Here is a 20345-nt window from a genome sequence, read left to right as displayed (position 1 = left end):
TAGGAAGGGTTGCAGTCGGGGATTGTGCTTCGAGTTTGACACCACAATGTAACAAGCCAGCTGGCGATCGTGCATGATCCATTGCCCACACCTCGGCGGCGACAACCAATGCGAGGTTGCCGCCGGCATGGCCGGTTGCACCGTGCGAACATCGCCGGCGGCCTGCAACGCGTGCCAGAACGAAACCAATCCGCGAGCGATTAACGTCGTCACGATCGGGATGGCGTTGGTCAATCGACGGCGTCGCAAACAGAACGTCGTCGAACTCGAAGCGATGCTGGCGAACTACCTGCCGGATCGCGACGAGATGCCGGCGACTTTGAAAATCGCTGACTTCCGTCCTGGCCCCGGCAATGAACTCAAGAAGATGCTCGCGTGGTTCGCAAAGCCATCCGACTCGTGCAACTGCGAGTCCCGCGTCGAAACGATGAACGACTGGGGCGTCGAAGGATGCCACCGAAACATTGACACCATCACCGATTGGCTTCTCGAAGAAGCCGAAGCCCGAGGCATGCCCCATGGAAGGTTTACCCGCGTTGTCGCCAAGTCACTCGTCCAAACCGCCATCCGAAAGTTCCAACGCAAATTCCCCGACGGGGCACCCGAGCCAGAGGACGACGACGATCGTGCGTGAAAACAAAATCGTGGAACGCTGCTTCCTGATCAATCTCGACCGCCGCGACGATCGCTTGAAAGATTGGCTCGGCCAACTCCCCGAGCCATGGCCGTTCCCGCAACCCGAACGGTTCGCCGCGATCGACGGCCGACGATGCGCGACGCCACCGCAATGGAAAGCCGGCAACGGAGCGTGGGGCTGCTACCGTTCGCATTGCTTGATCTTGGAAAAGTGTTTGCTCGAAGGCATCGACAGCTATGTCGTCTTTGAAGACGACGCGGGCTTCGTCGAAGACTTCCCCGAAGCCGTCCAAGCCTACGTCGACGAACTACCGGCCGATTGGGGACTGGCCTATCTCGGCGGGCAGCATCTCTATGCCGGCAAGCATCCGCCGCAACGAATCAGCGACCGCGTTTACCGACCTTACAACGTGAACCGCACCCATGCTTTCATGGTCCGCGGACGCGAGAACATGAAGGCGCTGTATCGGCACCTGCACTGGAACGATTGGCACACCAAGCACCACATCGACCACCACCTCGGACGCCTGACGCAACGTCGCTATCAGGCTTTGGTCCAAGGCAAAAACGTCGACAAGGAATCCATCGCTGTCTACACGCCGGATCGTTGGCTTGTCGGACAATTGCCAACGAAGTCCAACATCTGCGGACGCAAGTGGGAACAAACCCGCTTCTTCAACGACGCCCGCAACGCCGATCACAGTGACGCCCCATTCTTCGCAGTCCTCGGCCCTCACCGATCGGGCACGTCCTGTGTCGCGATGGTCATGCATCACCTCGGTGTTCACATGGGCAACCAACTTTCCGGCTACGAATCCACCGGTGGCGGGGAAGCGGTCGGCCTAGCCCAACTTTGCGAAAAGGCGATGCGTTTCCCGGCCGTCGATCCCGTCATGTCGGACGAACAGCTGACGCAGAAACTGAAATCCTGGATCGTCACCCGCAAAGCCGAAGCGAACCGCGACAAAACCGTCGCCGGAGCCAAGTACCCGCATCTCTGCCGCTTTGTTGAACACCTGCACCAGGGTCTCAGCAGTTCCCTCCGAATCGTCAGTGTCGATCGAGACATCGAAGCTTCGATTCGATCATTGCAATCGCGCAGCGAAAAACACCGAGGCCAATGGTTCGCCGCGACCGACGAGCAATGTGAACAACTCCAACGCAGCCTGCTCGATCACCGGAACGCTTTCATCGCCGCGCATCCGGACGTGCCAGTCTTCCGGATCGACTTCGCCGAACTGGTGACGTATCCCGAAGAAGTCATCAAGAACCTGATCGACTTCCTCGGCATTGAACCCACCGAAGAAGAGATCGCGTCTGCCATCGACCACGTCAATCCGGACCTACGCAAGCACGGATGAGCAACCACCCGAAGCCAACCGAGAGTCTAGGCGTGATGTACATCGCAATCGGCGGCAAGTCTCTGTGGCAACTTCGCCGGTCCATCGCATCGTTGCGGCATCATTGCCCGGACGTGCCGATTGCGTTGTTCACCAACCAGCCGGCCGATGCGTGCCCAAGGGTCGAGTACCGCTTCGACGTGTCGGCAACGGGCGGCTACCACGTCAAGCCACGGTTCATTCCTTGGTTGCCGTTTGATCGCACGGTCTACCTCGATGCTGACACGGTCGTTTTACATCCATCGGCGATCGACCCCGCTGGCTTGTTGACAGACCGTTTCGGCTACGAGGCCGCCTACGTTCATGGTATTTCGCGGCGGTGCGACAAGACTCGCATCTGCGGCGTGCCTTCGATGAACTCGGGCGTCGTCATGCTTCGCAAGTGCCAACGCGTCCTCGATGCATTGGCATTTTGGCGACGACGCTACCACGGAGGCAACGATGAAATTTTGCTAACGCGGTCGTTGCTTTTGCACGCCGTCCCCTCATTCGTCTTGCCGGCGGAATGGAACTGCCGCGATCGCTCGCAAGTCCGCAATTACTCAACCATTCGCATCACGCACCATCGGCACGTTCTGCGGTTGGTTCAGTCCGATGGATCGGTGCCGGAAGAATTACTTAAGCGTTGGTGGGAAACCGGCGTCGCTGAAAACCATGGAGACGTTGTTCGATGATCAGTTCTGACGTTCGCGGTGTGCTTGGTCGCATTCGAGCACGCTACCTGTTGTTCGGCACGTTCGCGTTGCAGGTTCACGGGTTCAGCTTTGGCAATCCAGACACCGATCTTTGGCTCGATCCGTCCTTGGGTATCGAAGGTTGGAAAGACGCGGTGCGCGAGATTGCCGGGCCGCACGAGATCTTGTTTCGCGATCATCCAGAAGCCGATCCACCGTGCCAGTCCGCTCGGATTTTTTGCACGCCGCACATGGACATCATCAGCCGACCGAGCGGCCACACCGACGCAGACTTCGATCCTCTGTATTGGTTGTCAACGCAGTCTCGCTACGGACGATTGCCGCCGGTGAAAGTGTTGCTGCGAAGCAAACTGCATGCTGGCCGACCAAAGGATTATCGACACGTAATGAGAATCGGTCGGCAAATCCTAAACATCTGGTGAAGCTATGATCAAAATCCCCGACATCACGTTTTGCATCAAGACGATCCATCGTCCCTGGTCCTGTCATCGGCTAGTTGAATCGCTTAGCAAACACATCAGCTATCCAAAGATCATCGTGGTCGACGACGGGCGGCCAGTACGTCGGTTCCTATCGAAGTATCCCGAAACGGCGTCGCAATGTACCGTGATTCATCCCGAGCAAACCGATGTCGGCGTCGGGATTGGGCGGAACATCGCCGTCGATGCGGTTAAGACTGACTACATGTTCCTTCTCGATGATGATCATGTCATTACCGAGAACCTCAACCTCGATCGACTTTGCGATCGGTTTGACAAGAACGACATCGACATCCTCGGCGTTCGCCAAGGCTCCGGCGGCCGGCCGACGATGCTCTCCAAGCTGATGAACGGCCAACGGATTTGGATCCACCGTGGCGAGACTCGCCGCAACGGTTACGTCGCTTGGTGCGATATGTCATCGAACGCTTTCCTCGCTCGCACCAAGACCATCCGTGCGCTGCGATGGGACGAAGCGATCAAGACTTTTGAGCACTGGGAGTTCTTCTATCGAGCCAAGCTCGCGGAATTGAAAGTCGCGGTCGCCGGCGATTGCTTCGTCAAACACGCTCACGTCGAATCCGAAGACTACCGGCGGCTTCGCAAGCGAGCGAAGTACCGTTCGATGGGGCTTCGCAAACACGGTTTCCATTCGATGCGATTCCCCGGCGGAGGTGTTGTTCGTGCGTGAAACAGAAGGTGAGGCGCGGCGAGCGAACCGTCGGGGCAGGACAGTGCATGCTCAAACCACGCCTCACAGCCAGATATTATCAAAAGAAACAGGAATGGCGATATGCGAAATGATGTCACCTTTTGCATCAAGACGATCCATCGCCCGCAATGTTGTGCGGCACTCATTCGCAGCATCCACCAACACTATGGCGATGACCGACCGCGAATCCATGTGATTGATGACGGCCGGCCCGAGTTGCGATTCTCGACGAATTGCCCCGATGAAGCGGCGTTGGTCGATCGGCTGATCGAGACCGACTACGACATTGGCCTGTCGGCTGGCCGAAACCAATTGCTAGACGCCGGCGACACGCCGATCGTAGTGTTTACCGATGACGATCATTTGGTGACGGCGGAGACACGACTGCCGGCATTGGTCAGCAAGCTGAATCGCCATCATGACATCGACTTGCTGGCGGCTCTGAGCAACCAACAAGAACGTCCCAAGATGATGAGCGTCGCGAACAAGACGCTTCGCATCCCGCACGGCAACTACAAGCGTCGCGGTTCGATTCGTTGGTGCCACTACGTCGGAAATTGCTTCGTTGCCTACCGCGACATCCTGCAAGCGATCCGCTGGGACGAATCGCTAAAGGTCGAAGAGCACTGGGACTTCTTTTGGCGTTGCAAACTCGCCGGGGTCAATGTCACGTGTGACATCGAACATTCATTCAAGCATGAACACGTCGACCCACCGGGCTACGTTCGCCGGCGTCCCGAGTTCCTCAAAGCCAGCCTTCGCAAACACGGATTGGAAAGAGTCGTATGGAAATGAATACGCCAACCAAAGTCATCGCAATGTTGGACCTAGCTCCACGCAAAGCGACGAACAACGTCCGGGCGAGCTACGAGTCCGCGGCGGAACGCTGGGGAGCGGAACTGGTGTGGATCGAGCATAACCTGCATCCGGTCCACCCGTTCTGGCAGAAGATGTTTGTCTGCAAACATGTGAGGCGTATGTTTGGCGATGCCCATGTTTTGCAACTCGATAACGACATGCTGATCCGGTCGGATTGCCCGTCACCGTTCGACTTGGTCGGACCCAAGCAATTTGGCTTGGTTGCCGAGCGACAATGTGCTCTCAACCGCATCGACGATGGTGGTTGGCAACGTCGCGCCCACGAGATCTGGGCGACACGTTGTGGTCTGCAGCCCGCGTTCACTTGGCTGCATCCCAACGGCGGTTTGTACCTGTACGAAACCGCGATGTACGAACCAATGTTTGACCGCATCATCCGGCACTTGATTCCAACGTGGGGAGCCAGCGATCAAGCGACCGACGAATCATTAATCATCAACCAGTTATTCAACGATCACGCCGGCTATATCAACTTCCTGCCGGGCGACTTCAACGTCAGCGTCCAGCAGAATCCAGACTGGGCCGCCAATCCGGTGATGCAGTCGTACATCTACCACTTCATCGGCAAGAGCAAGCCGTACATGAAGACGTGCCGATGGCGACGATTCGATCCGCCCGAGTTACCGTTCCCCGGCGATGCCAAAGCCAAAACTCTGATCCGCGAGTGGGTCAAGCAACCACCGGCCCAGTACGACATCGGCCCGGTGTTCACTCCGCGACACGCGGCGAACTTACTGGCGGTCTATTCAGACCTGGTCGTGACCGGCGATTGGTCGCACGAACCGCATCGCATCGAACAACGGATGATCAGTCACGCCGAGACCGCGTCTTCGCATCTCGTTCTCACGCGGTTCCTGCTTCGCCTTGGCGTGAACGCAAGACGATTCAAGCTGCGAGTCGGTCGACAAACTGAAGCTGCTGGCGTCTGACTTAGTCCTTTTTAGTCTTCTTCTTGAATCCGAAGCCGGGTTCTTCCTCTCGCAGAAGCATCTCCATGAACTTTTCAAACCGCCGCTGCCTCGTTTCTGGCTTTTTGGCGGTCGTCAGTCCGTAGGTGATTGCATATCGACTTGACTTATTGAGCGATTCGAAGAATCGTTTTGCTTTCGGCTTTCGGTTGACGGCAGAAACAAAATCCGAGGGCACTTCAGACTCGCTTGCCGGAGCGTAAGCGTTCTCCCAACGGCCGTCCGCCTTTGCCAGCTTAACTTGCTCAAGTCCCGCTTCCCGCATCCGTCCTTCACGGATCAATTGCTCAGCATGTTCACAATTCCGCTTTGACCAACTGCTTCGCTTCTTTCGCGGAGTGATCCGCTGCAAGTAAGTCTTGTCATCGACGGACTTTTTCATTCCGTCGATCCAACCCCAGCACAAAGTTTCAAAAACGATCTCCGCCCATGTCACACTTGGTTCACCTGTTTTCTTCTTGAACACCTGCACCCAAAGTTCGTCTTCGGCTTCATGGTTCTTTTCCAACCATCGCCCGAGTTTCTCTGGACTTGTGAAGCTCTTGGTTTTCTTCGGGTCAGGCGTGGGCATCAGGTTTTTTGGATAAACATGCAATTGATCGAAAACCAGAGTGTACCTGTACCGCAGACAAAACCATAGAACACAATCAAAGGACGTTGTCGATGGATCGACGCTTGCCGCTGCCGGCTCTTGAGTATCACATCGCCCACGGTTGCAACCTGTCGTGCCAACAATGCAGCCACTATTCGAACTTCCACGTCGCCGGCAAGTTGCCGACCGTGGAAGACGCCGAGGCCGATTACGCGAAGTGGTCACATCGCCTGAAGCCACGACGGTTCGCGTTGCTCGGCGGCGAACCGCTGCTGAACCCGCAAATCATCGAGCACATCAAGCTGGCGCGGAAGCACTGGTCCGACAGCAACCTAATGCTGGTCACCAACGGATTCTTTCTTCATCGCTTCCCAAAGTTGCCAGCGGTTCTAGTCGACACCAACTGCCGGCTCGAAGTCAGCCAACACGGAACGCACGACGACTACGTCAAACGATTCCGCGAGGTGAAGCGACTCGTCTGGAAATGGCGAGAAGAGCATCCCGGCATTCAGATCAAGATCCGCCAATCACATCGCGGTTGGATGCGGCAATACAACGTCGAAGACGGCAAACCGATGCCGTTCGATTCCAATCCGGATGCCGCGTTCAAGGTCTGCATGCAGAAGACTTGCACGCAACTTTATCGCGGCATGTTGTGGAAGTGCCCCGCACTGGCGTACTTCGCTCAACTCAAAGCCAAGCTTGACCTGCACGATCTCCCACAGTGGCAACTCTTCCGCGACTACAAAGCGATTGCCGCGACCGACACCGACGATGAACTTCGCACGTTCATCAAAACCAAAGCCATCCCGCAGTGCGGACTCTGCCCGAGCAACCGCACCGCCTTCGTCCACCCCAACCCGCTGCAAAGGACTGCCGAATAATGCCCGGACCCTACGAACCCGACATGCCGCCGTACCCGTTCGTCCCTCCGTTTGATCCGCCGGGCGACGATCCACCGTACGAGCCCGATGGCCCGATTATCCTGACGCCACCGCCCGAACCACCACCGCCGATTTGGCCCGACGACTATCCACCGGGCACACCCGATCCTGGCCCGCGTCCACCCTGGTGGCCGGACGACTACGACTGGCCGCCGCGACCGGAGGAACCAGTCGTGATCGAATCCCCGTTGCCACCACATATCTGGCCGCGACTCCCGCCGGACCATCCTTATCATTTGCCGCCGGGTCACTCTTACCCCGACAACCTGCCGCCCGGTCACCCCGGCAGCGCGTACCCCGGCATGCCAGACTACCCGGTCGTGCATCCCGGCGACTGGGGCGAAGACTGGCCCAGCTACCCCGGCATCCTCGACGACTGGCCACCGACGCACGAAGACGACGAAGATTAATCGTCAACAACAACTGAATTCACGCCACGGCTGCATTGGACAATCCAATGCGGCCGTTTTTCGTGGCGGGCATCGTTGGTGATGGCGAATTGCGTGATGACGGATACAGTTTGCCGATAGTATCCACCGGCGTGAGCTGAACTCCGTTCGATATTCACGCATCATTTCAACTGAGTCCTTTGGAGGTTACAAACACTGGCTCAAGGCAGTGTTCACAACTTTCACAAGGACTTTTGTTATGGCCAAGAAGAAAGCAACGAAGAAGAAAGCGGCTTCTAATCTCAACGACATCTACAACCAGGTGGCAGCCCATGCTGATACCGATGGTGTCAAGATCAACGTCGCCGAAACCAAACGCGTGTTGGCGTGCTTCTTCGACGTGCTCGAAGATCAAAAGCCCGCCGATGCCTTCGACTTTATTTCCAAAGGTCTGAAACGCGCTGCTGGTCGTCGTCGCTAAAATGACGGCAAGGCAGGTGCTTGCGACGCTTCGCGGCGTGGCTCGCGAAGACAAGGCAGCGTTCTTGCCGGGTTTCTTTCAGGCGGTTCCAGGTGGGTACGGCGAGGGCGATCAATTTCTCGGTTGTGTCGTGCCCGACCAGCGGAAGGTGGCTCGGCAGTTTCGTGATTTGTCGCGTGATGAGTTGGTGAAACTGTTCGCTTCGCCTTGGCATGAGTGTCGGCTGACTGGGATGTTTGTTCTGGTCGGTCAGTATGAGGCCGCCGCGAAGCCGAAGAACCCTCATTGCGAATTTGAATGCCGCGAGATTGTGGAGTTCTACCTGGCGAATCTGGATGCGGTGAACAATTGGGACATTGTGGATTCGACGGCTCCAAAGATTCTTGGGGCTTGGTTGGTTGAAAAAGACGATGAGCGTGACGTGCTCGATCGGCTGGCCGCGAGCGATGTGTTGTGGGAGCGACGCGTGGCGGTTTTGGCGACTTTCTCCCTGATCAAGAACGACGAGTTCGAGGAGATCATCGAGCTTTCCGAGCGATTGATGGACGACGGGCACGACCTGATGAACAAGGCGATCGGATGGATGCTTCGTGAAATGGGAAAGCGCGATCAGGCTCGCTTGGAGAAGTTCTTGAAGAAATATGCCAAAACGATGCCGCGAACCATGCTTCGCTATTCGATTGAAAAGTTGTCGAGGGAAGACCGAACGAAATGGATGAATCAGTGACGCAGCAACTTGTCAAACAAACCGAGGCGGTCGTTCGTGAGCGGATGTCGGGCCAAGCCGCGGGGCATGGGATGGACCATGTGCTGCGAGTGTTGGCGTCGGCTCGGGCGATTCAATCCGAAGTCGGCGGCGATTTGCAGATCGTGGAACTCTCGGCTTTGCTGCACGATGTGGGCGACGCAAAATTCCATGACGGTGTGGAACGGAGCGCCGAGTTCGCTCGTGAGATACTGAGCAGCATCGGTGCCGGCGATGATTTGATCGAGCATGTCGCTCACATCGTCGACAATATCTCGTTCCGCAAAGGGGACTCCGCCAAACCGCTGTCGCTGGAGGGCCAAGTCGTGCAAGACGCGGATCGGCTCGATGCACTCGGAGCGATCGGGATCGTGCGGACGATCGAGTACGGTGCAGCTTTTGATCAGCCGTTCTATCGACCTGACGCTGTCGATGCGAAGACAGGTGTTGGGCACTTCCACGAAAAGCTGTTCAAGCTGAAGTCGTTGATGAACACCGACGCGGGACGACGAATGGCGGGAGACCGCGAAGCGTTCATGCGAACGTTTTTGGATCAGTTCATGCGTGAGAACGGCCGTTAAATCGTTAGCGTTGTCTTGTTCGACTTTCTTTTTTCGTCGTTTGAATCCTTTTCTAAACTCGGAACGAAGGCTCGCTTTCAATCTGATTAGGGTACGTCGTTGGCACTTGTCTTGGATACGTTTCAGACAGGCGACGACGACAACTGAACAGATCTGGATACACCTTGGACGAAAATACTTATGAGACCGTAGCGGCAATTCTGGCGAGAGCCATCCGTCGCGACCGAGAGAAAGACCTTGCAGTCGACCTGCCCGCCAGCACCGGCGAAACGGCCCAAAAAGGATCATCGAATGAATCCTGAAGCGCGGCAGAAGTTCGATGCGATTAAAGACACGCGGATCAGCCAAGTTGCGGCTCTCTATGAAGAGCTGTTCGACGAACGCTGTCAAAGTCGGAATCGGCAGTTCCTATTGCGACGGATCGCGTGGAAGTTGCAAGCCCGAACGGAGGGCGGCTTGAGCAAGAAGGCTCGTTTGCGTGCCAAGGCGATCGCGAGCACTGCACCGATCCGAACCACTTCGTCTGACGTCAACTCCGGTGCGGATCTTCATCAACGTTCTGCGAATTCATCCGTCGATCGGTGCGATTCAACACCTGGTAGCTTGATCGAAGGAGCGTTTCAGGGACGACCCTTTCGCGTGATGGTGATGGACGACGGGTTCGAGTTTGAAAGCACTCGGTATGTTCGGCTGTCCGATGTCGCGATGCAAATTTGCGGTGACCGCGAACAGGCCGAATCGTTCTTCGCGAATTGGAAGGCATCATGAATTCCAAAGCTGACCAAGCTACTTCAAAGCCGATTCGATGTGCGATCTACACTCGCAAATCCACCGAGGAAGGACTCGATCAAGAATTCAATTCGCTGGACGCTCAACGCGAAGCCGGGGAGGCGTTCATCGCCAGCCAAGCCGCCGAAGGTTGGGTTTGCGTGAATACCAAATACGACGACGGTGGTTTCACCGGTGGCAATCTTGAGCGACCGGCCTACCGTCGATTGATCACGGACATCGAGGCCGGCAAGATTGATTGTGTCGTTGTTTACAAAGTCGACCGCCTGAGTCGATCGTTGATGGATTTCACAAGAATCATGGAAACGCTCGACAAGCACAGCGTGTCGTTCGTTTCGGTGACGCAGCAATTCAACACCACACATTCGATGGGTCGCTTGACGCTCAACATCCTGTTGTCGTTCGCACAGTTTGAACGAGAGATCATCGGCGAACGCATCCGCGATAAGATCGCCGCGACCCGGAAGAAGGGCCAATGGTGTGGCGGCTTTCCGATTCTGGGGTACGACATCGACCGCAGCGGTCCGACGCTTAAGCTTGTGATCGACGCGGACGAGGCTCGAAAGGTGCGTGAGATTTTCGATCTGTATTTGGAGCTTGGATCACTCAGTCCCGTCGTCCAAGCGATAGCGACCAAGGGCTGGAAAACAAAGTCTTGGCGAACTCGCAAAGGCAAGCTTCGCGGCGGTCGTGATTTCAGCAGGAGTGCCGTTCATGCGTTGCTGACCAACCCACTGTACATCGGCAAAGTCACCCACAAGGAGAACGTTTACGATGGTCAGCACGAAGCGATTGTCGATTCCGAGATCTTTGAACAGGTGAAGGAAAGGCTCAAGGCGAACTGCATGCCGGAGGCTCGTCAATTGGTCAACAAACATGCGGCGCTGTTACGCGGAATGATCGTTTGTCCGCTATGCGATCGTCCCATGCAGCATTCGATGACGCGAAACCGAAGCCAATTCTACCGTTACTACATCTGTCGATCACGACCGAACGAATCAGGGGACGACTGCGAAATGGGCTCCATGTCGGCACCGATGATCGAAGCCGCAGTCGTGGACGAAATCCGAGCCGTCGTTGCCGACGAGACTCTACGACGCACAGTTCATGAACACATCGAGCGGTCGTTGGCGAAGGACAAAGCCACCCTCCAAACGACTGTCACGCAGATCCGCGAGCAGAGGAATCGCGACCTCGCGGAGATGACTCGGATCAATCAACGCGAGACGTTTGAACGGTTCGCAGACGACCGACTGAGCGACTTGAGCGATCGCACCGACTTGGCGACGATTCAGCTTCCCGTGGCGATGCATCAATTGTCAACGTGGAATGACCGTCGGATCTCACGCGACGAACTGAACGCGATTCTGTCCGACTTTGACCGCGTTTGGAAAATGCTCACGCCGAAGGAATGTGTTGAAGTGATCGGTCTACTGGTCGATCGCGTCGTTTACGATCCCGACCAAGGCGAGTTAACAATCACGCATCGTTTGTCGGATGCCGCTGCGAATTCCGAAACGCTGGGCGAGGTCGCCGTATGAAGACGATCAAACGCCGAGTCGCCGTGAAAACAACTCGTCGCCGAAAAAAGGTCGACCAATGCGACCCGTTGCCGGGTAGCGTGCAGCGAGTTTCCGAAGTGATGGCTTTGGCGATCCGCTTCGATCAACTGATTCGATCGGGCGAAGTCAAAGGAATCCGACAACTCGCCGAGATCGGTCGCATTTCGCAACCGAGGGTGTCGCAGATTCTCGCATTGGTGTCGCTTGCACCGGACCTTCAAGAACGGTTGCTGTTCCTACCAAGACCAGAGAACGGTTCGGACACGGTGTTCGAGAAACAAGTGCGTCCACTCGCGATGGAAATGGACTGGAGCAAACAACGTCGGATGTGGAAAGAACTTCAGAGTGGCAAAGATGGCTGACCGTTTCAGTGACGCTTCTTGCTCTTCCAAGTGCCGCCGTATTGGTAGTGCGGGTTGCCCGGTTTGACCTTTTCGAGACAAGCCGGGCAGACGAAGATCCAATCGCCGTCTTCGTCGATGCGGACGCGGTAGAGAACGTCGTTCGTTTCGGTGCATCGCGAGCAGGGTTTGGTGCGGACGCGTTTGATCTTTGGCATCGTGTTAGCCGCGCTGCGACTTGGCTCGGAAGCGACGCGGCTCGTCGCCGGCGTCGGTCTCGGCGAACTTCGCTTCGTGCTTGGTGGTTCGACCGTGCGTTCTCTTTCGCCACATTTTGAACGAGTTCGCGGTCATCTCGGATCGCATCAGCTTGATCACGTCGCCGGGCGTTAGACCGAACTGCGTGCGGATCGCGTCGAAGCTCGTGCGATCCTCCCACGCCATCATGATGATGCGGTCGATCTCGCCTCGAGTCAGTTCGTTGTCTTTCGATTCGGTCATTTGCGTTTCTGTTTGCCTCGCCATGCAAGGCTCTCGTTGTTCCAGCGATTCAGCGTTGTTATGTCGCCGGTGAGCAGTTGCTCGCCCATCGCGATCGCTCGGGTGAGTTGTTCGTCGTTCAATTGTTTGTAGGCGACAAGGCGGCGATCGAGATGGTCGTACCAGCAGCCCTGAAAAAGCTGATCCAGAATGATGCGCATGAAGCAGTGGTCCTCGGTGACAACCCACTTGCCCAGTCTCGCCGCCGCCGGCAGTTCCGTGCGAGTCAGCTCGAGGTAGCGATCCTGAAGCTCGTAGCGGTGCGGTCGGTCGTGCCTTTGTTCATCAAACATAGGCGTCAAACCGAAAATCGGCACGATCCATTCACTCGGTCGAGGAATCTGATTGGTTTTCCCACCAAACCCAAACCATCCGGTCGATGAACCAAAGCTTGCCGAGCATCGTGATTGCCAGTCCGCTGAGTGTCGCTGCGAGGTTCAGCCAGACCAGTCCGGCGATGAAAACGACCGCTCCCAGACTTGCCAGCGTGGTGAGCACTCGGATGATCCGATGATGGTGGTTGGCGACGGTGCCCGGTTCGTCCGCGAGCCAGATGCGTTCGCCGAGGACGCCGCGTGACATCCAATTGTCGAGTGACTTTGGTCTCGGGAAGATTCTCGGGTTGATCCAAATCCACGCAACGATCGTCGCGATCGGGATGAGCGACCACCAACCGATCCAAACACGACTCCAAATCGCCAGTCCAAGCATCGGCGAGATGGCAACGCGAGTCCATCCGCTCCACGGGTTGGCATGACGTTCCCAGACAGCGTCGTCCATCCCCATCACGCGTTCGGTCGCTCGGCCGAGTTTGCTCATCCGGCTCAACCGCCCACCGGCGAGCAGATTTCAACCAGGTACCCGTTGGCGTCTCGAACGTAAGACACCGTTTGCCCCCACGGTTGCTGCGTCGGAGGTTTGGCGGAAGACGCTCCCGCCGCGATGGCTTTGTCGAATGCGGATTGCACGTCGCCCGTGACCAGCGCCAATTCGACGCTCGGGGGATCTTCGGCGGCGGTCGTCTTTCGGTAGGCAAACCCGTGCGAGTCACCGAGTTCTTCGGACGCAAACGCAAGCGCCGTTTCGCCAGTTTCCATCTCGGCATAATCGCCGCCTTCGTGGGTGAAGCGACACCTCAAACCAAACGCAGCTTCGTAAAACGCGACCGCGTCACTGACGTTGGGAACGTACAAAATGATGTATCCAAGTTTCATTCGCTCTTTTCCTCTGTGATTTAGACGCTGGGCTCGGGCAACTTCGTTCGATCATCTAGACTCTCGCCGTACAACTTACGGGCCGACGATTTGAAACACCATGAGTGACTATCCCTACCACTTCGACGCCGAGATCGTCACCTACGAATTTGGCAAGATGAAAAACTCGGTCGTCTACGTCCCCGAAACGATCACGTCGCGATTGACGTTTGGAAAGTCAAAGCGTTTGCGGATCGACGGTGAGATCGCTGGTATTCGCATCGAGGCCGCGCTGCTACCCACGCGTGGCAAGTGGCTGTTGATGGTGTCAAAGAAGCTTCAAAAGTTGATCGGCGTGACAGTGGGCGATACGGTGCCAATCGCTTTCGAGGTAGCTGACCAGGACGCAATCACGGTACCGACAGAACTGCAATACGCATTGGAAGCCAACGATGCCGCTCGTGAAGTTTGGGACAGCTGGACGGCCGGCAAGCGACGCAGTTTCTGCTACCGAGTCTGCAACGCGAAGATGATTGAGACGCGTGAGCGTCGCGTCGAAGAAGTTATCGACACCTTGATGGAGCACGCCGAGTGAACGAATCAGGCATCATCACTTGGCAAGAGTTTGAAAACGTGGACATGCGAGCGGGCACGATCACGTCGGTTGACGATTTCCCGGAGGCTCGCAAGCCGGCATACAAGGTTACCGTCAACTTCGGTTCCGAGATTGGCGTCAAACGCACGAGTGCTCAGATCACGGTGAACTACAGCAAAGCGGATCTCGTTGGCCGGCAAGTTATTGGCGTGGTGAACTTTCCGCCCAAGCAAATGGGCCCGATCATGTCCGAGTTCCTGATCGTGGGATTCTACCGCGACGATGGATCAGTCATCTTGGCGGTGCCCGACAAGACAATTCCCAACGGTGCCAAACTGGCTTAGCGAGACAGATCATGACCGACGCAGAGAAGACCAACCTGATGGATTTGCTCGATTCGCTGGTGATGGCGGCGGTACCGAAAGCGACGAAGGTCCCCAAGTACGGAGGGACGCTTTACACGCTGAAACCAGAGGAGAAGGAAGGGCAGTTTTGCGGCGTGTTTCCCTACAAAGCACACGTTCAATTATCGTTCGCGCAAGGTTCGTCCCTCGACGATCCTGATGGTTTGCTCGAAGGTGGCGGCAAGTTTCGGCGGCACCTGACGTACAAAAGCCTCGATGATGTCGATGCAAAGATCGTGAAGCGATTTTGCAAAGCCGCCATCAAGCTGTGAGATGATCGAAAGGTTTGGTTTGCTTCGTCGGTATAGTTCACTGCCCGCCCCAATCCTCTTGCCGTGATCACCAAGCATGAAACCGCTCTTTCGATTTGCCGCCGTTCTCTTGTTCGCTGTCCTCACGGTACCGGCCGCGGAAGCACAAACGATGACCAGCCTGTTCGACTTTGCCCAATCTGCTGACACACAGTCCAGTGACGCGGCCAAGTGGCAGATCGTCAACGACGGAGTCATGGGCGGGCGATCAAGCAGCCAAGCGTCGATTGTCAAATTGGACACGGGTGAAGACGCGATGCGGTTCGCCGGCAACCTGTCGCTTGAAAACAACGGCGGGTTCGCGTCAGTACGCTCGCGGCCCAGCGGTTCACTCGGTCTCGATCCCGGCGAGACGATCGTGTTGCGAGTCAAAGGCGACGGACGTCGCTACACGTTCAATCTCTACACGCCCGATCGCCGGACGGCATTCTCCTACCAGATGGAATTCGCCACGACCGCCGGCCAGTGGACGGAAGTCAAACTGCCGATCGACCAGTTCGTCGCTCACTCCTTCGGCCGCCGCATACCCGGCATGAAGCTGACGCCCAGCCAAGTGCAATCCATCGGTATTTTGCTCGGCGACAAGAAACCGGGACCGTTCGAGATCTTGATCGACTCGATCATGGTTCAGTGAGATGAGCGAGAAGCAAAAGATGCTCGCCGGCGAACCTTACGACCCGGCTGATCCAGAACTGACGGCCGATCGCCTGCACGCGCGGACGCTAATCCACACGCTGAACCACGCTGAACCACGCCGAACCGGGCGACGCCGAACGCATGAGAGATGTTTGCCGCAAACTGTTCGGCAGTGGCGGAGATACGGTTTGGCTCGAACCACCTTTTCGCTGCGATTACGGGACCAACATCTATCTTGATGAGAAGGTCTACTTCAACTTCGATTGCGTCATCCTGGACGTTTGCGAAGTCCGGATCGGGAACCATGTTTTCATTGCTCCTGGCGTTCACATCTACACGGCAACACATCCGCTCGAAGCCGAACTGCGTCGAACTCAAGAGTTCGGTAAGCCCGTCACGGTCGGCAACGATGTATGGATCGGAGGCAAGGCGGTCATCTGCCCTGGCGTGACGATCGGAGATTGCAGCGTCATCGGTGCCGGCAGCGTGGTTACGAAAGATGTGCCGCCCGAAGTCGTCGTTGCGGGCAATCCGGCCAAGGTGATTCGTAGGCTTGATTGAACAATCCGCTCGCCTGTCGATATACTCTCGCACGCGAATTCAGGCTGGCTTATTCTTTCGGTCGTTCGTTTGCAGACCGAGCGTTCGACGAATCGTTACTACTAGAGATGCGATTGCTCGACCACGTCACTCAACACACGCATCGCGTGTTCAGCTTTCTCCGTCGGAACAAAAAGGTGATCATGGAAGTAGGCTGAGATTGCATTGACGCTGATGCCGTGTTTAGCCAGCTTTTCAGTGACGACGGCAAGGAACCCAATCGCCTCAAGGCTGGAGTGCACTTTGAGAGTGATCTTCCTGCAAGGAAAAGTGAAGTCGAGGCCTTTCGCGTCCGATTCGTCCTTCGCAAGAATCAGCGTCAAACCCTCCTCTTCAAGAAACTGTCCGATGGGGGAAAGGCATAGTTCGGACGCGACTGCCGGTTCCAATGAGCAAAACACAAATTCGCCATCTTGCAGTTCGGGCCGCATGTTTTGCAGCAATGTCAGCAGATTCGCTTCGCCGTTCATCTATTTTCCCATCGTGTTTCTGCAGCGGTTGGAGCTGAATTCATTCTCGTAGCTCGCGGGCGACGGTGAGGTAGTAGTTGCGAGCGGTTGCGTTGACCATGTTGCTGGCAAGTTTTGTTAAGGCGTCAGCTTTGATTTGCTTTGCGTTTGTGTCGTCAGCGTCGATCGAAAGCAAGTGATCAGCGAGCTGCGCGGCCCATTGATTGTCGTCAGCGGCCAGCGCTTCGCGGGCGGATTCCAATAGCTTTTCCGTTCCGCCTGCCAGCTTTGCGACCCGCTCGGCTTCTGCCTGGGGCGGCAGCGGAAACAAGTTGGACGGATTTCCGTCGAACCAGCCGAGGTAGTAGTTGAAGGTCGTTCGGACGCCCCAGTCCGGATGTCCGTAGAACGGTTGCAAGTATTCTTTGCCTGCGAGTTCCTCAGGAAGCCGCACGTACTCAACTAACTCGTCCGGCGTCAGTCCTTTGTTGATCCCTTCAACTGTTTTGTCGTGGATGAATTGTACCGCGTCGCGGTAATCGATCAGAACTTGCTTGACTTGGACTGCTCCGTGAATCGGATTGGTGTGACCGCCAACCAAGGCAACCGCATCTGTGTCGGCCATCTTGCCGAGGCTTTCGGCCCACAGGCGAGTGCTACGATTGGGAGTTCCACGAATTGCGTACAAGTTAGGAAATGATCGGTAGAAGTTATCGCCAGCGAACACGACTTTGCCTGCCGGATACCAGACGAATAATTCATCGTTGGTCTCGCCCGGTGCGGCAACGAGTTCGATTTCCACTCCGCCTACGTTGATTGATTTGCGGTCGCCCTTCAGAAAATGGGTCGGCACCGTTTCTCTGCCAGATGAAAAGACGGCTCCACCGCGTTTGGGGTATCGGGCCGGTGCAACGCCGTTGTTGATCCGCTGCTCGGGCGGCAGCTTGAATCCGGCTTGCCTCGCACCGCGAACGTTTTGAAACGTCAGCCCCCCGGCTTTCCACGGACCGGCTTCGCTACCAAAATTCTCGTGCGCCCAAATCTGCGGTCGCTCGTCACCGAGAAACGCCGCCGCGCCGCCAGTGTGATCGCCGTGGGCGTGGGTGAAAATGATCGCCTTGACCGGCTTGTCACTAAGCTTACGGAATTCTTCCATGATGCGAGTGCCATCATCAATCGACATGCCCGTGTCGATGATGATCAGTCCATCATCGCCTTCGATCATAGAAACATTCGCGGGGCTGAAGCCGACGGCGACGTGGACTTTGTCAGCGACTTTGACGACTTGTTCTTGGAACTGGACGCCCTGGTTTCGCAGCCGCTGGGTTGCGTTTGTCGCTTCCTGAGCAACGCCGACGCTGACCCCGGATAGCACAAGGCAGAGAGAGAAGATGATTTTGTTCATGAGACTATTCCTTTGAAATGTGTTTGATTAAGTTCTTCTGCATCTTTTGCAGAACGTTTTGCGTTGCTTCCAGTTCCGACTTCGAGATGCCTTTAAGCGTGGTTTTTCGCAAGTCGTCTAACAGCGGCAGGACGGTTTGAAGTTTCTGCTCGCCGCGGCGAGTCAATCCGACCATCACGATGCGAGCGTCTTCACTCGATACGCTTCGCTCGACAAACTTCTGTTCGACGAGCCGATCCAACTGGCGTTTCACAGTCGTTGGATCACGAATCATCAGTGACGCCAGCTCGTTCATGCTCAGCGGCTGGTCGGCATCCAGCAAAGTGATCAATGTTTGCGTTTCCTCCGGCGAAAACGGCCAACCCGCGCTCTTCAGCACCGCAGCCATTCCCGAACGGATCAGATAGGCGACACGCCCGATCGCGAATCCAGGCGAGGATTCCGAGTCAAACTGCATGTTCGCCTCCGGAAGAATCTTGAGACGAGACGGGCGTCGGCCCAGCAAAGATCGGGCGATACCAATCGAAGTAGCAGTAAATCAGCAGTGCGCACGCTGCGAAATCGGGAAGGCCGACAACGAGGTATTGATGAGCAAAGAAGATGACATACAGCAAGATATTGAACGCATAAGGCAGCGCCATCAGGATCGCGAGTGGCGTTGTCCGCGGGAAGAACATCAGCCCGCCAGCGACCGTCTTGAGCAAGCCAACCCAAAAGATCAGGTAGCCTGTTTTCTCAAGCGCGAGCATGAATTGATCGAGCTCAGTTGGCGGATCGCCCACCGGGTACCCATTTATGCCGAAACCCATCGTCATGACCCCGGTTCCGACAAGGAACAACGCAAAGAGTATCCGCACCACGAGGGCGAGACGCGGGAGTCGAACGCTGCGTTTTTCTAAAGTGGACATATCACTCGGTTCAGTCGCGGGCAAGGCATGTAGCTGTATATTACAGGTATAGATCGGCGAGTCAATGCTTATGGAGAGAAAAACGGATGCTGGCTCACTCAAGCCAGTATTTCGGATGGTCCAAGGCTTTTGAGCAGCGAACGGTTCCCTTGCAATTCTCGATCGTTCCTGGCTTCAATTCCGTCACCATCCAAGCGTCTGCATTTTGCGGTGGGATTGGGTAGGTTGCCTGAAGACCCTGAACACCTGCGGGCTTGAACCCGAATCGCGAGTAGTAGTCGGGATAGCCCAGAACGAAGACGAGGTCGACGCCGGATTCCTCCAACAGGCGTAACCCCGTTTCGATCAAACGACCGCCAATCCCCCGACGTTGTCGATTTTGCACAATCGCCAGCGGTGCGAGAATCCTTGCACTGACTTGGCCATGGTCCGGTTCGAGTTTCGCGGACGTAAAGAGTAGGTGCCCGACGAGTTCGCCGTCCGTTTCACCGACAAGAGATAGCATTGGCTCGCCGGAAGCGTCATTGAGCATCTCATCGACGAGCTTGGCGATCACCGTACCTTCGGCCTCGCCAAAGGCATTCGTGTGGACCACAAGAATCGAATCGCGATCCTGTTCCGTGGCCTTGCGAATCTCCACTTCGGCTTGCGTCATGATTGGCGGGCCAAAAGCACGAGAATGCAACTGCCGTCGTCGATGACGTTGATGCCGGCTTCGCGTGCCGATTCACTGGCCTGCTCGTGTTCCGCCCCCGGCTGCATCCAAATGTTCTTCACGCCGGCAGCGATCGCGTCAGCGATGACTTTCCGGGTGACTTCTGGTGGCGTGATGATTGACAGTGATTCGGGGACGATGGGAAGGTCCGCCATTTTCGGATAAGCCTTGTGGCCTTCAATTTCTTCCGTGACCGGGTTCAGCGGATACGTCTCGCGGCCGGCGGCGAGGAGGGCGCGGAAGACTTTGTTGCCGTACTTGTGTTGGCGATTGGATGCGCCGGCGACTGCATAAGTTTTTGCGGCGAGAAACTTTTCGATTGAGTTCATAGGGAGTTTCGTATCGAGGGTTGGCTCTGCATCGACAATGCTTGCACTTCGGTTTCAACAATGTCCT

The 20345-nt window shown here is 56.3% G+C and carries 34 protein-coding genes; 22 read left to right on the top strand and 12 right to left on the bottom strand.

Annotation, left to right across the window (positions count from 1 at the left end):
• The first annotated feature begins 73 nt into the window (after nt 1-73).
• The 7 genes from Pla22_RS17940 (at nt 74) to Pla22_RS17910 (ending at nt 5730) form a co-directional block, all read left to right on the top strand.
• Complete coding sequence (locus Pla22_RS17940; protein WP_146516138.1) at nt 74-634, top strand: hypothetical protein; 561 nt, start codon at nt 74-76, stop codon at nt 632-634.
• Nucleotides 627-1997, top strand: a complete 1371-nt coding sequence (locus Pla22_RS17935) for a glycosyltransferase family 25 protein (protein WP_242632142.1) — start codon at nt 627-629, stop codon at nt 1995-1997. The genes Pla22_RS17940 and Pla22_RS17935 overlap by 8 nt, the downstream gene beginning before the upstream one ends.
• Nucleotides 1994-2710, top strand: a complete 717-nt coding sequence (locus tag Pla22_RS17930; protein WP_146516137.1) for a hypothetical protein — start codon at nt 1994-1996, stop codon at nt 2708-2710. The genes Pla22_RS17935 and Pla22_RS17930 overlap by 4 nt, the downstream gene beginning before the upstream one ends.
• Entirely contained in the window at nt 2707-3153 is a 447-nt protein-coding gene (locus Pla22_RS17925) for a hypothetical protein (protein ID WP_146516136.1), read from the top strand. The genes Pla22_RS17930 and Pla22_RS17925 overlap by 4 nt, the downstream gene beginning before the upstream one ends.
• Nucleotides 3154-3157: 4 nt before the next feature.
• Nucleotides 3158-3901 (top strand): glycosyltransferase family 2 protein, encoded by a 744-nt coding sequence (locus Pla22_RS17920; RefSeq protein ID WP_146516135.1) that lies wholly within the window; start codon nt 3158-3160, stop codon nt 3899-3901.
• Nucleotides 3902-4003: 102 nt separating this feature from the next.
• Nucleotides 4004-4717 (top strand): glycosyltransferase family 2 protein, encoded by a 714-nt coding sequence (locus tag Pla22_RS17915; protein ID WP_146516134.1) that lies wholly within the window; start codon nt 4004-4006, stop codon nt 4715-4717.
• Nucleotides 4714-5730: a glycosyltransferase family protein gene (locus Pla22_RS17910; RefSeq protein ID WP_242632141.1), complete on the top strand. Its 1017-nt coding sequence runs from the start codon at nt 4714-4716 to the stop codon at nt 5728-5730. The genes Pla22_RS17915 and Pla22_RS17910 overlap by 4 nt, the downstream gene beginning before the upstream one ends.
• A 1-nt stretch (nt 5731) precedes the next feature.
• Here Pla22_RS17910 and Pla22_RS17905 read toward each other — a convergent pair whose 3' ends face one another.
• A complete protein-coding gene (locus tag Pla22_RS17905; RefSeq protein WP_146516132.1) occupies nt 5732-6340 on the bottom strand; it encodes a YdeI/OmpD-associated family protein in 609 nt (202 codons plus the stop codon).
• 92 nt (nt 6341-6432) lie between these two features.
• Between Pla22_RS17905 and Pla22_RS17900 the strand changes: the two genes are divergently transcribed.
• The 9 genes from Pla22_RS17900 (at nt 6433) to Pla22_RS17865 (ending at nt 12214) form a co-directional block, all read left to right on the top strand.
• On the top strand, nt 6433-7245 hold the full coding sequence (locus tag Pla22_RS17900) for a radical SAM protein (RefSeq protein WP_146516131.1): 813 nt from the start codon (nt 6433-6435) through the stop codon (nt 7243-7245).
• The gene (locus Pla22_RS17895; protein ID WP_146516130.1) at nt 7245-7715 is read left to right on the top strand and encodes a hypothetical protein; all 471 of its coding nucleotides are present in this window, start codon (nt 7245-7247) and stop codon (nt 7713-7715) included. The genes Pla22_RS17900 and Pla22_RS17895 overlap by 1 nt, the downstream gene beginning before the upstream one ends.
• 238 nt (nt 7716-7953) lie before the next feature.
• Nucleotides 7954-8175 (top strand): hypothetical protein, encoded by a 222-nt coding sequence (locus Pla22_RS17890; RefSeq protein ID WP_146516129.1) that lies wholly within the window; start codon nt 7954-7956, stop codon nt 8173-8175.
• A 1-nt stretch (nt 8176) separates the two neighbouring features.
• Nucleotides 8177-8902, top strand: a complete 726-nt coding sequence (locus Pla22_RS17885; RefSeq protein WP_146516128.1) for a DNA alkylation repair protein — start codon at nt 8177-8179, stop codon at nt 8900-8902.
• Nucleotides 8887-9501, top strand: coding sequence for an HD domain-containing protein (locus Pla22_RS17880; protein WP_146516127.1), 615 nt, complete (start codon nt 8887-8889; stop codon nt 9499-9501). Before Pla22_RS17885 ends, Pla22_RS17880 begins: the two co-directional genes overlap by 16 nt.
• Before the next feature lie 164 nt (nt 9502-9665).
• Nucleotides 9666-9803, top strand: coding sequence for a hypothetical protein (locus Pla22_RS25335; RefSeq protein ID WP_165440727.1), 138 nt, complete (start codon nt 9666-9668; stop codon nt 9801-9803).
• The gene (locus tag Pla22_RS17875) at nt 9793-10269 is read left to right on the top strand and encodes a DUF2924 domain-containing protein (protein ID WP_146516126.1); all 477 of its coding nucleotides are present in this window, start codon (nt 9793-9795) and stop codon (nt 10267-10269) included. The genes Pla22_RS25335 and Pla22_RS17875 overlap by 11 nt, the downstream gene beginning before the upstream one ends.
• Nucleotides 10266-11831 carry a recombinase family protein gene (locus tag Pla22_RS17870; protein WP_146516125.1) on the top strand — a complete coding sequence of 522 codons (1566 nt, stop codon included), beginning with the start codon at nt 10266-10268 and terminating at the stop codon, nt 11829-11831. Before Pla22_RS17875 ends, Pla22_RS17870 begins: the two co-directional genes overlap by 4 nt.
• The gene (locus Pla22_RS17865; RefSeq protein WP_146516124.1) at nt 11828-12214 is read left to right on the top strand and encodes a hypothetical protein; all 387 of its coding nucleotides are present in this window, start codon (nt 11828-11830) and stop codon (nt 12212-12214) included. The genes Pla22_RS17870 and Pla22_RS17865 overlap by 4 nt, the downstream gene beginning before the upstream one ends.
• A 5-nt stretch (nt 12215-12219) precedes the next feature.
• Here the strand turns inward: Pla22_RS17865 and Pla22_RS17860 are convergent, their stop codons facing one another.
• Genes Pla22_RS17860 through Pla22_RS17840 form a run of 5 tightly spaced genes read right to left on the bottom strand, consistent with a single transcriptional unit; the run spans nt 12220 to nt 13947 of the window.
• Entirely contained in the window at nt 12220-12411 is a 192-nt protein-coding gene (locus tag Pla22_RS17860; RefSeq protein ID WP_146516123.1) for a hypothetical protein, read from the bottom strand.
• Nucleotides 12412-12415: 4 nt separating this feature from the next.
• On the bottom strand, nt 12416-12694 hold the full coding sequence (locus tag Pla22_RS17855; RefSeq protein WP_146516122.1) for a TIGR03643 family protein: 279 nt from the start codon (nt 12692-12694) through the stop codon (nt 12416-12418).
• Nucleotides 12691-13050, bottom strand: coding sequence for a hypothetical protein (locus Pla22_RS17850; RefSeq protein ID WP_242632140.1), 360 nt, complete (start codon nt 13048-13050; stop codon nt 12691-12693). Before Pla22_RS17850 ends, Pla22_RS17855 begins: the two co-directional genes overlap by 4 nt.
• A 7-nt stretch (nt 13051-13057) precedes the next feature.
• On the bottom strand, nt 13058-13552 hold the full coding sequence (locus tag Pla22_RS17845) for a DUF6653 family protein (RefSeq protein WP_207310406.1): 495 nt from the start codon (nt 13550-13552) through the stop codon (nt 13058-13060).
• 5 nt (nt 13553-13557) lie between these two features.
• On the bottom strand, nt 13558-13947 hold the full coding sequence (locus Pla22_RS17840; RefSeq protein ID WP_146516120.1) for a VOC family protein: 390 nt from the start codon (nt 13945-13947) through the stop codon (nt 13558-13560).
• Nucleotides 13948-14047: 100 nt separating this feature from the next.
• Between Pla22_RS17840 and Pla22_RS17835 the strand changes: the two genes are divergently transcribed.
• The 6 genes from Pla22_RS17835 to Pla22_RS17815 all read left to right on the top strand — a co-directional run bounded on the left by Pla22_RS17835 (nt 14048) and on the right by Pla22_RS17815 (nt 16433).
• On the top strand, nt 14048-14521 hold the full coding sequence (locus Pla22_RS17835) for a YdeI/OmpD-associated family protein (protein WP_146516119.1): 474 nt from the start codon (nt 14048-14050) through the stop codon (nt 14519-14521).
• Complete coding sequence (locus Pla22_RS17830) at nt 14518-14865, top strand: tRNA-binding protein (RefSeq protein WP_242632139.1); 348 nt, start codon at nt 14518-14520, stop codon at nt 14863-14865. Before Pla22_RS17835 ends, Pla22_RS17830 begins: the two co-directional genes overlap by 4 nt.
• An 11-nt stretch (nt 14866-14876) precedes the next feature.
• Nucleotides 14877-15197, top strand: coding sequence for a DUF1801 domain-containing protein (locus Pla22_RS17825; protein ID WP_146516118.1), 321 nt, complete (start codon nt 14877-14879; stop codon nt 15195-15197).
• A gap of 76 nt (nt 15198-15273) precedes the next feature.
• Nucleotides 15274-15870 (top strand): CIA30 family protein, encoded by a 597-nt coding sequence (locus Pla22_RS17820; RefSeq protein ID WP_146516117.1) that lies wholly within the window; start codon nt 15274-15276, stop codon nt 15868-15870.
• Nucleotide 15871: 1 nt separating this feature from the next.
• Nucleotides 15872-16111, top strand: coding sequence for a maltose acetyltransferase domain-containing protein (locus Pla22_RS25910; protein ID WP_315854201.1), 240 nt, complete (start codon nt 15872-15874; stop codon nt 16109-16111).
• Nucleotides 16014-16433: a sugar O-acetyltransferase gene (locus Pla22_RS17815; RefSeq protein WP_315854200.1), complete on the top strand. Its 420-nt coding sequence runs from the start codon at nt 16014-16016 to the stop codon at nt 16431-16433. Before Pla22_RS25910 ends, Pla22_RS17815 begins: the two co-directional genes overlap by 98 nt.
• A 101-nt stretch (nt 16434-16534) precedes the next feature.
• On the opposite strand, the gene Pla22_RS17810 is transcribed toward Pla22_RS17815, so the two are convergent.
• From Pla22_RS17810 to Pla22_RS17785, 6 genes are all read right to left on the bottom strand, one after another.
• Nucleotides 16535-16942 carry an ACT domain-containing protein gene (locus Pla22_RS17810; RefSeq protein WP_146516116.1) on the bottom strand — a complete coding sequence of 136 codons (408 nt, stop codon included), beginning with the start codon at nt 16940-16942 and terminating at the stop codon, nt 16535-16537.
• A gap of 40 nt (nt 16943-16982) precedes the next feature.
• Nucleotides 16983-18326, bottom strand: coding sequence for an alkyl/aryl-sulfatase (locus tag Pla22_RS17805; RefSeq protein ID WP_146516115.1), 1344 nt, complete (start codon nt 18324-18326; stop codon nt 16983-16985).
• Between the two features lie 4 nt (nt 18327-18330).
• Entirely contained in the window at nt 18331-18783 is a 453-nt protein-coding gene (locus Pla22_RS17800) for a MarR family winged helix-turn-helix transcriptional regulator (protein ID WP_146516114.1), read from the bottom strand.
• The gene (locus tag Pla22_RS17795) at nt 18773-19234 is read right to left on the bottom strand and encodes a hypothetical protein (RefSeq protein WP_146516113.1); all 462 of its coding nucleotides are present in this window, start codon (nt 19232-19234) and stop codon (nt 18773-18775) included. Before Pla22_RS17795 ends, Pla22_RS17800 begins: the two co-directional genes overlap by 11 nt.
• Nucleotides 19235-19328: 94 nt before the next feature.
• Complete coding sequence (locus tag Pla22_RS17790) at nt 19329-19889, bottom strand: GNAT family N-acetyltransferase (RefSeq protein WP_146516112.1); 561 nt, start codon at nt 19887-19889, stop codon at nt 19329-19331.
• Nucleotides 19886-20278 carry a CoA-binding protein gene (locus tag Pla22_RS17785; RefSeq protein ID WP_146516111.1) on the bottom strand — a complete coding sequence of 131 codons (393 nt, stop codon included), beginning with the start codon at nt 20276-20278 and terminating at the stop codon, nt 19886-19888. The genes Pla22_RS17790 and Pla22_RS17785 overlap by 4 nt, the downstream gene beginning before the upstream one ends.
• Between the last annotated feature and the right edge of the window lie 67 nt (nt 20279-20345).

It is taken from the genome of Rubripirellula amarantea (assembly GCF_007859865.1).
Classification (GTDB): Bacteria; Planctomycetota; Planctomycetia; order Pirellulales; family Pirellulaceae; genus Rubripirellula; species Rubripirellula amarantea.
The sequence above is the reverse complement of the archived record's forward strand: the minus strand, read 5'-3'. Positions and strand labels throughout refer to the sequence as shown.

Excerpts from the sequence above, each read along its gene's own strand:
- Pla22_RS17940 (WP_146516138.1), top strand. The coding sequence starts at position 74 with ATGATCCATTGCCCACACCTCGGCGGCGACAACCAATGCGAGGTTGCC.
- Pla22_RS17930 (WP_146516137.1), top strand. The coding sequence starts at position 1,994 with ATGAGCAACCACCCGAAGCCAACCGAGAGTCTAGGCGTGATGTACATC.
- Pla22_RS17925 (WP_146516136.1), top strand. The coding sequence starts at position 2,707 with ATGATCAGTTCTGACGTTCGCGGTGTGCTTGGTCGCATTCGAGCACGC.
- Pla22_RS17920 (WP_146516135.1), top strand. The coding sequence starts at position 3,158 with ATGATCAAAATCCCCGACATCACGTTTTGCATCAAGACGATCCATCGT.
- Pla22_RS17915 (WP_146516134.1), top strand. The coding sequence starts at position 4,004 with ATGCGAAATGATGTCACCTTTTGCATCAAGACGATCCATCGCCCGCAA.
- Pla22_RS17910 (WP_242632141.1), top strand. The coding sequence starts at position 4,714 with ATGAATACGCCAACCAAAGTCATCGCAATGTTGGACCTAGCTCCACGC.
- Pla22_RS17905 (WP_146516132.1), bottom strand. The coding sequence starts at position 6,340 with ATGCCCACGCCTGACCCGAAGAAAACCAAGAGCTTCACAAGTCCAGAG.
- Pla22_RS17900 (WP_146516131.1), top strand. The coding sequence starts at position 6,433 with ATGGATCGACGCTTGCCGCTGCCGGCTCTTGAGTATCACATCGCCCAC.
- Pla22_RS17895 (WP_146516130.1), top strand. The coding sequence starts at position 7,245 with ATGCCCGGACCCTACGAACCCGACATGCCGCCGTACCCGTTCGTCCCT.
- Pla22_RS17890 (WP_146516129.1), top strand. The coding sequence starts at position 7,954 with ATGGCCAAGAAGAAAGCAACGAAGAAGAAAGCGGCTTCTAATCTCAAC.
- Pla22_RS17885 (WP_146516128.1), top strand. The coding sequence starts at position 8,177 with ATGACGGCAAGGCAGGTGCTTGCGACGCTTCGCGGCGTGGCTCGCGAA.
- Pla22_RS17880 (WP_146516127.1), top strand. The coding sequence starts at position 8,887 with ATGGATGAATCAGTGACGCAGCAACTTGTCAAACAAACCGAGGCGGTC.
- Pla22_RS17875 (WP_146516126.1), top strand. The coding sequence starts at position 9,793 with ATGAATCCTGAAGCGCGGCAGAAGTTCGATGCGATTAAAGACACGCGG.
- Pla22_RS17870 (WP_146516125.1), top strand. The coding sequence starts at position 10,266 with ATGAATTCCAAAGCTGACCAAGCTACTTCAAAGCCGATTCGATGTGCG.
- Pla22_RS17865 (WP_146516124.1), top strand. The coding sequence starts at position 11,828 with ATGAAGACGATCAAACGCCGAGTCGCCGTGAAAACAACTCGTCGCCGA.
- Pla22_RS17860 (WP_146516123.1), bottom strand. The coding sequence starts at position 12,411 with ATGCCAAAGATCAAACGCGTCCGCACCAAACCCTGCTCGCGATGCACC.
- Pla22_RS17855 (WP_146516122.1), bottom strand. The coding sequence starts at position 12,694 with ATGACCGAATCGAAAGACAACGAACTGACTCGAGGCGAGATCGACCGC.
- Pla22_RS17845 (WP_207310406.1), bottom strand. The coding sequence starts at position 13,552 with ATGAGCAAACTCGGCCGAGCGACCGAACGCGTGATGGGGATGGACGAC.
- Pla22_RS17840 (WP_146516120.1), bottom strand. The coding sequence starts at position 13,947 with ATGAAACTTGGATACATCATTTTGTACGTTCCCAACGTCAGTGACGCG.
- Pla22_RS17835 (WP_146516119.1), top strand. The coding sequence starts at position 14,048 with ATGAGTGACTATCCCTACCACTTCGACGCCGAGATCGTCACCTACGAA.
- Pla22_RS17825 (WP_146516118.1), top strand. The coding sequence starts at position 14,877 with ATGACCGACGCAGAGAAGACCAACCTGATGGATTTGCTCGATTCGCTG.
- Pla22_RS17820 (WP_146516117.1), top strand. The coding sequence starts at position 15,274 with ATGAAACCGCTCTTTCGATTTGCCGCCGTTCTCTTGTTCGCTGTCCTC.
- Pla22_RS25910 (WP_315854201.1), top strand. The coding sequence starts at position 15,872 with ATGAGCGAGAAGCAAAAGATGCTCGCCGGCGAACCTTACGACCCGGCT.
- Pla22_RS17815 (WP_315854200.1), top strand. The coding sequence starts at position 16,014 with ATGAGAGATGTTTGCCGCAAACTGTTCGGCAGTGGCGGAGATACGGTT.
- Pla22_RS17810 (WP_146516116.1), bottom strand. The coding sequence starts at position 16,942 with ATGAACGGCGAAGCGAATCTGCTGACATTGCTGCAAAACATGCGGCCC.
- Pla22_RS17805 (WP_146516115.1), bottom strand. The coding sequence starts at position 18,326 with ATGAACAAAATCATCTTCTCTCTCTGCCTTGTGCTATCCGGGGTCAGC.
- Pla22_RS17800 (WP_146516114.1), bottom strand. The coding sequence starts at position 18,783 with ATGCAGTTTGACTCGGAATCCTCGCCTGGATTCGCGATCGGGCGTGTC.
- Pla22_RS17795 (WP_146516113.1), bottom strand. The coding sequence starts at position 19,234 with ATGTCCACTTTAGAAAAACGCAGCGTTCGACTCCCGCGTCTCGCCCTC.
- Pla22_RS17790 (WP_146516112.1), bottom strand. The coding sequence starts at position 19,889 with ATGACGCAAGCCGAAGTGGAGATTCGCAAGGCCACGGAACAGGATCGC.
- Pla22_RS17785 (WP_146516111.1), bottom strand. The coding sequence starts at position 20,278 with ATGAACTCAATCGAAAAGTTTCTCGCCGCAAAAACTTATGCAGTCGCC.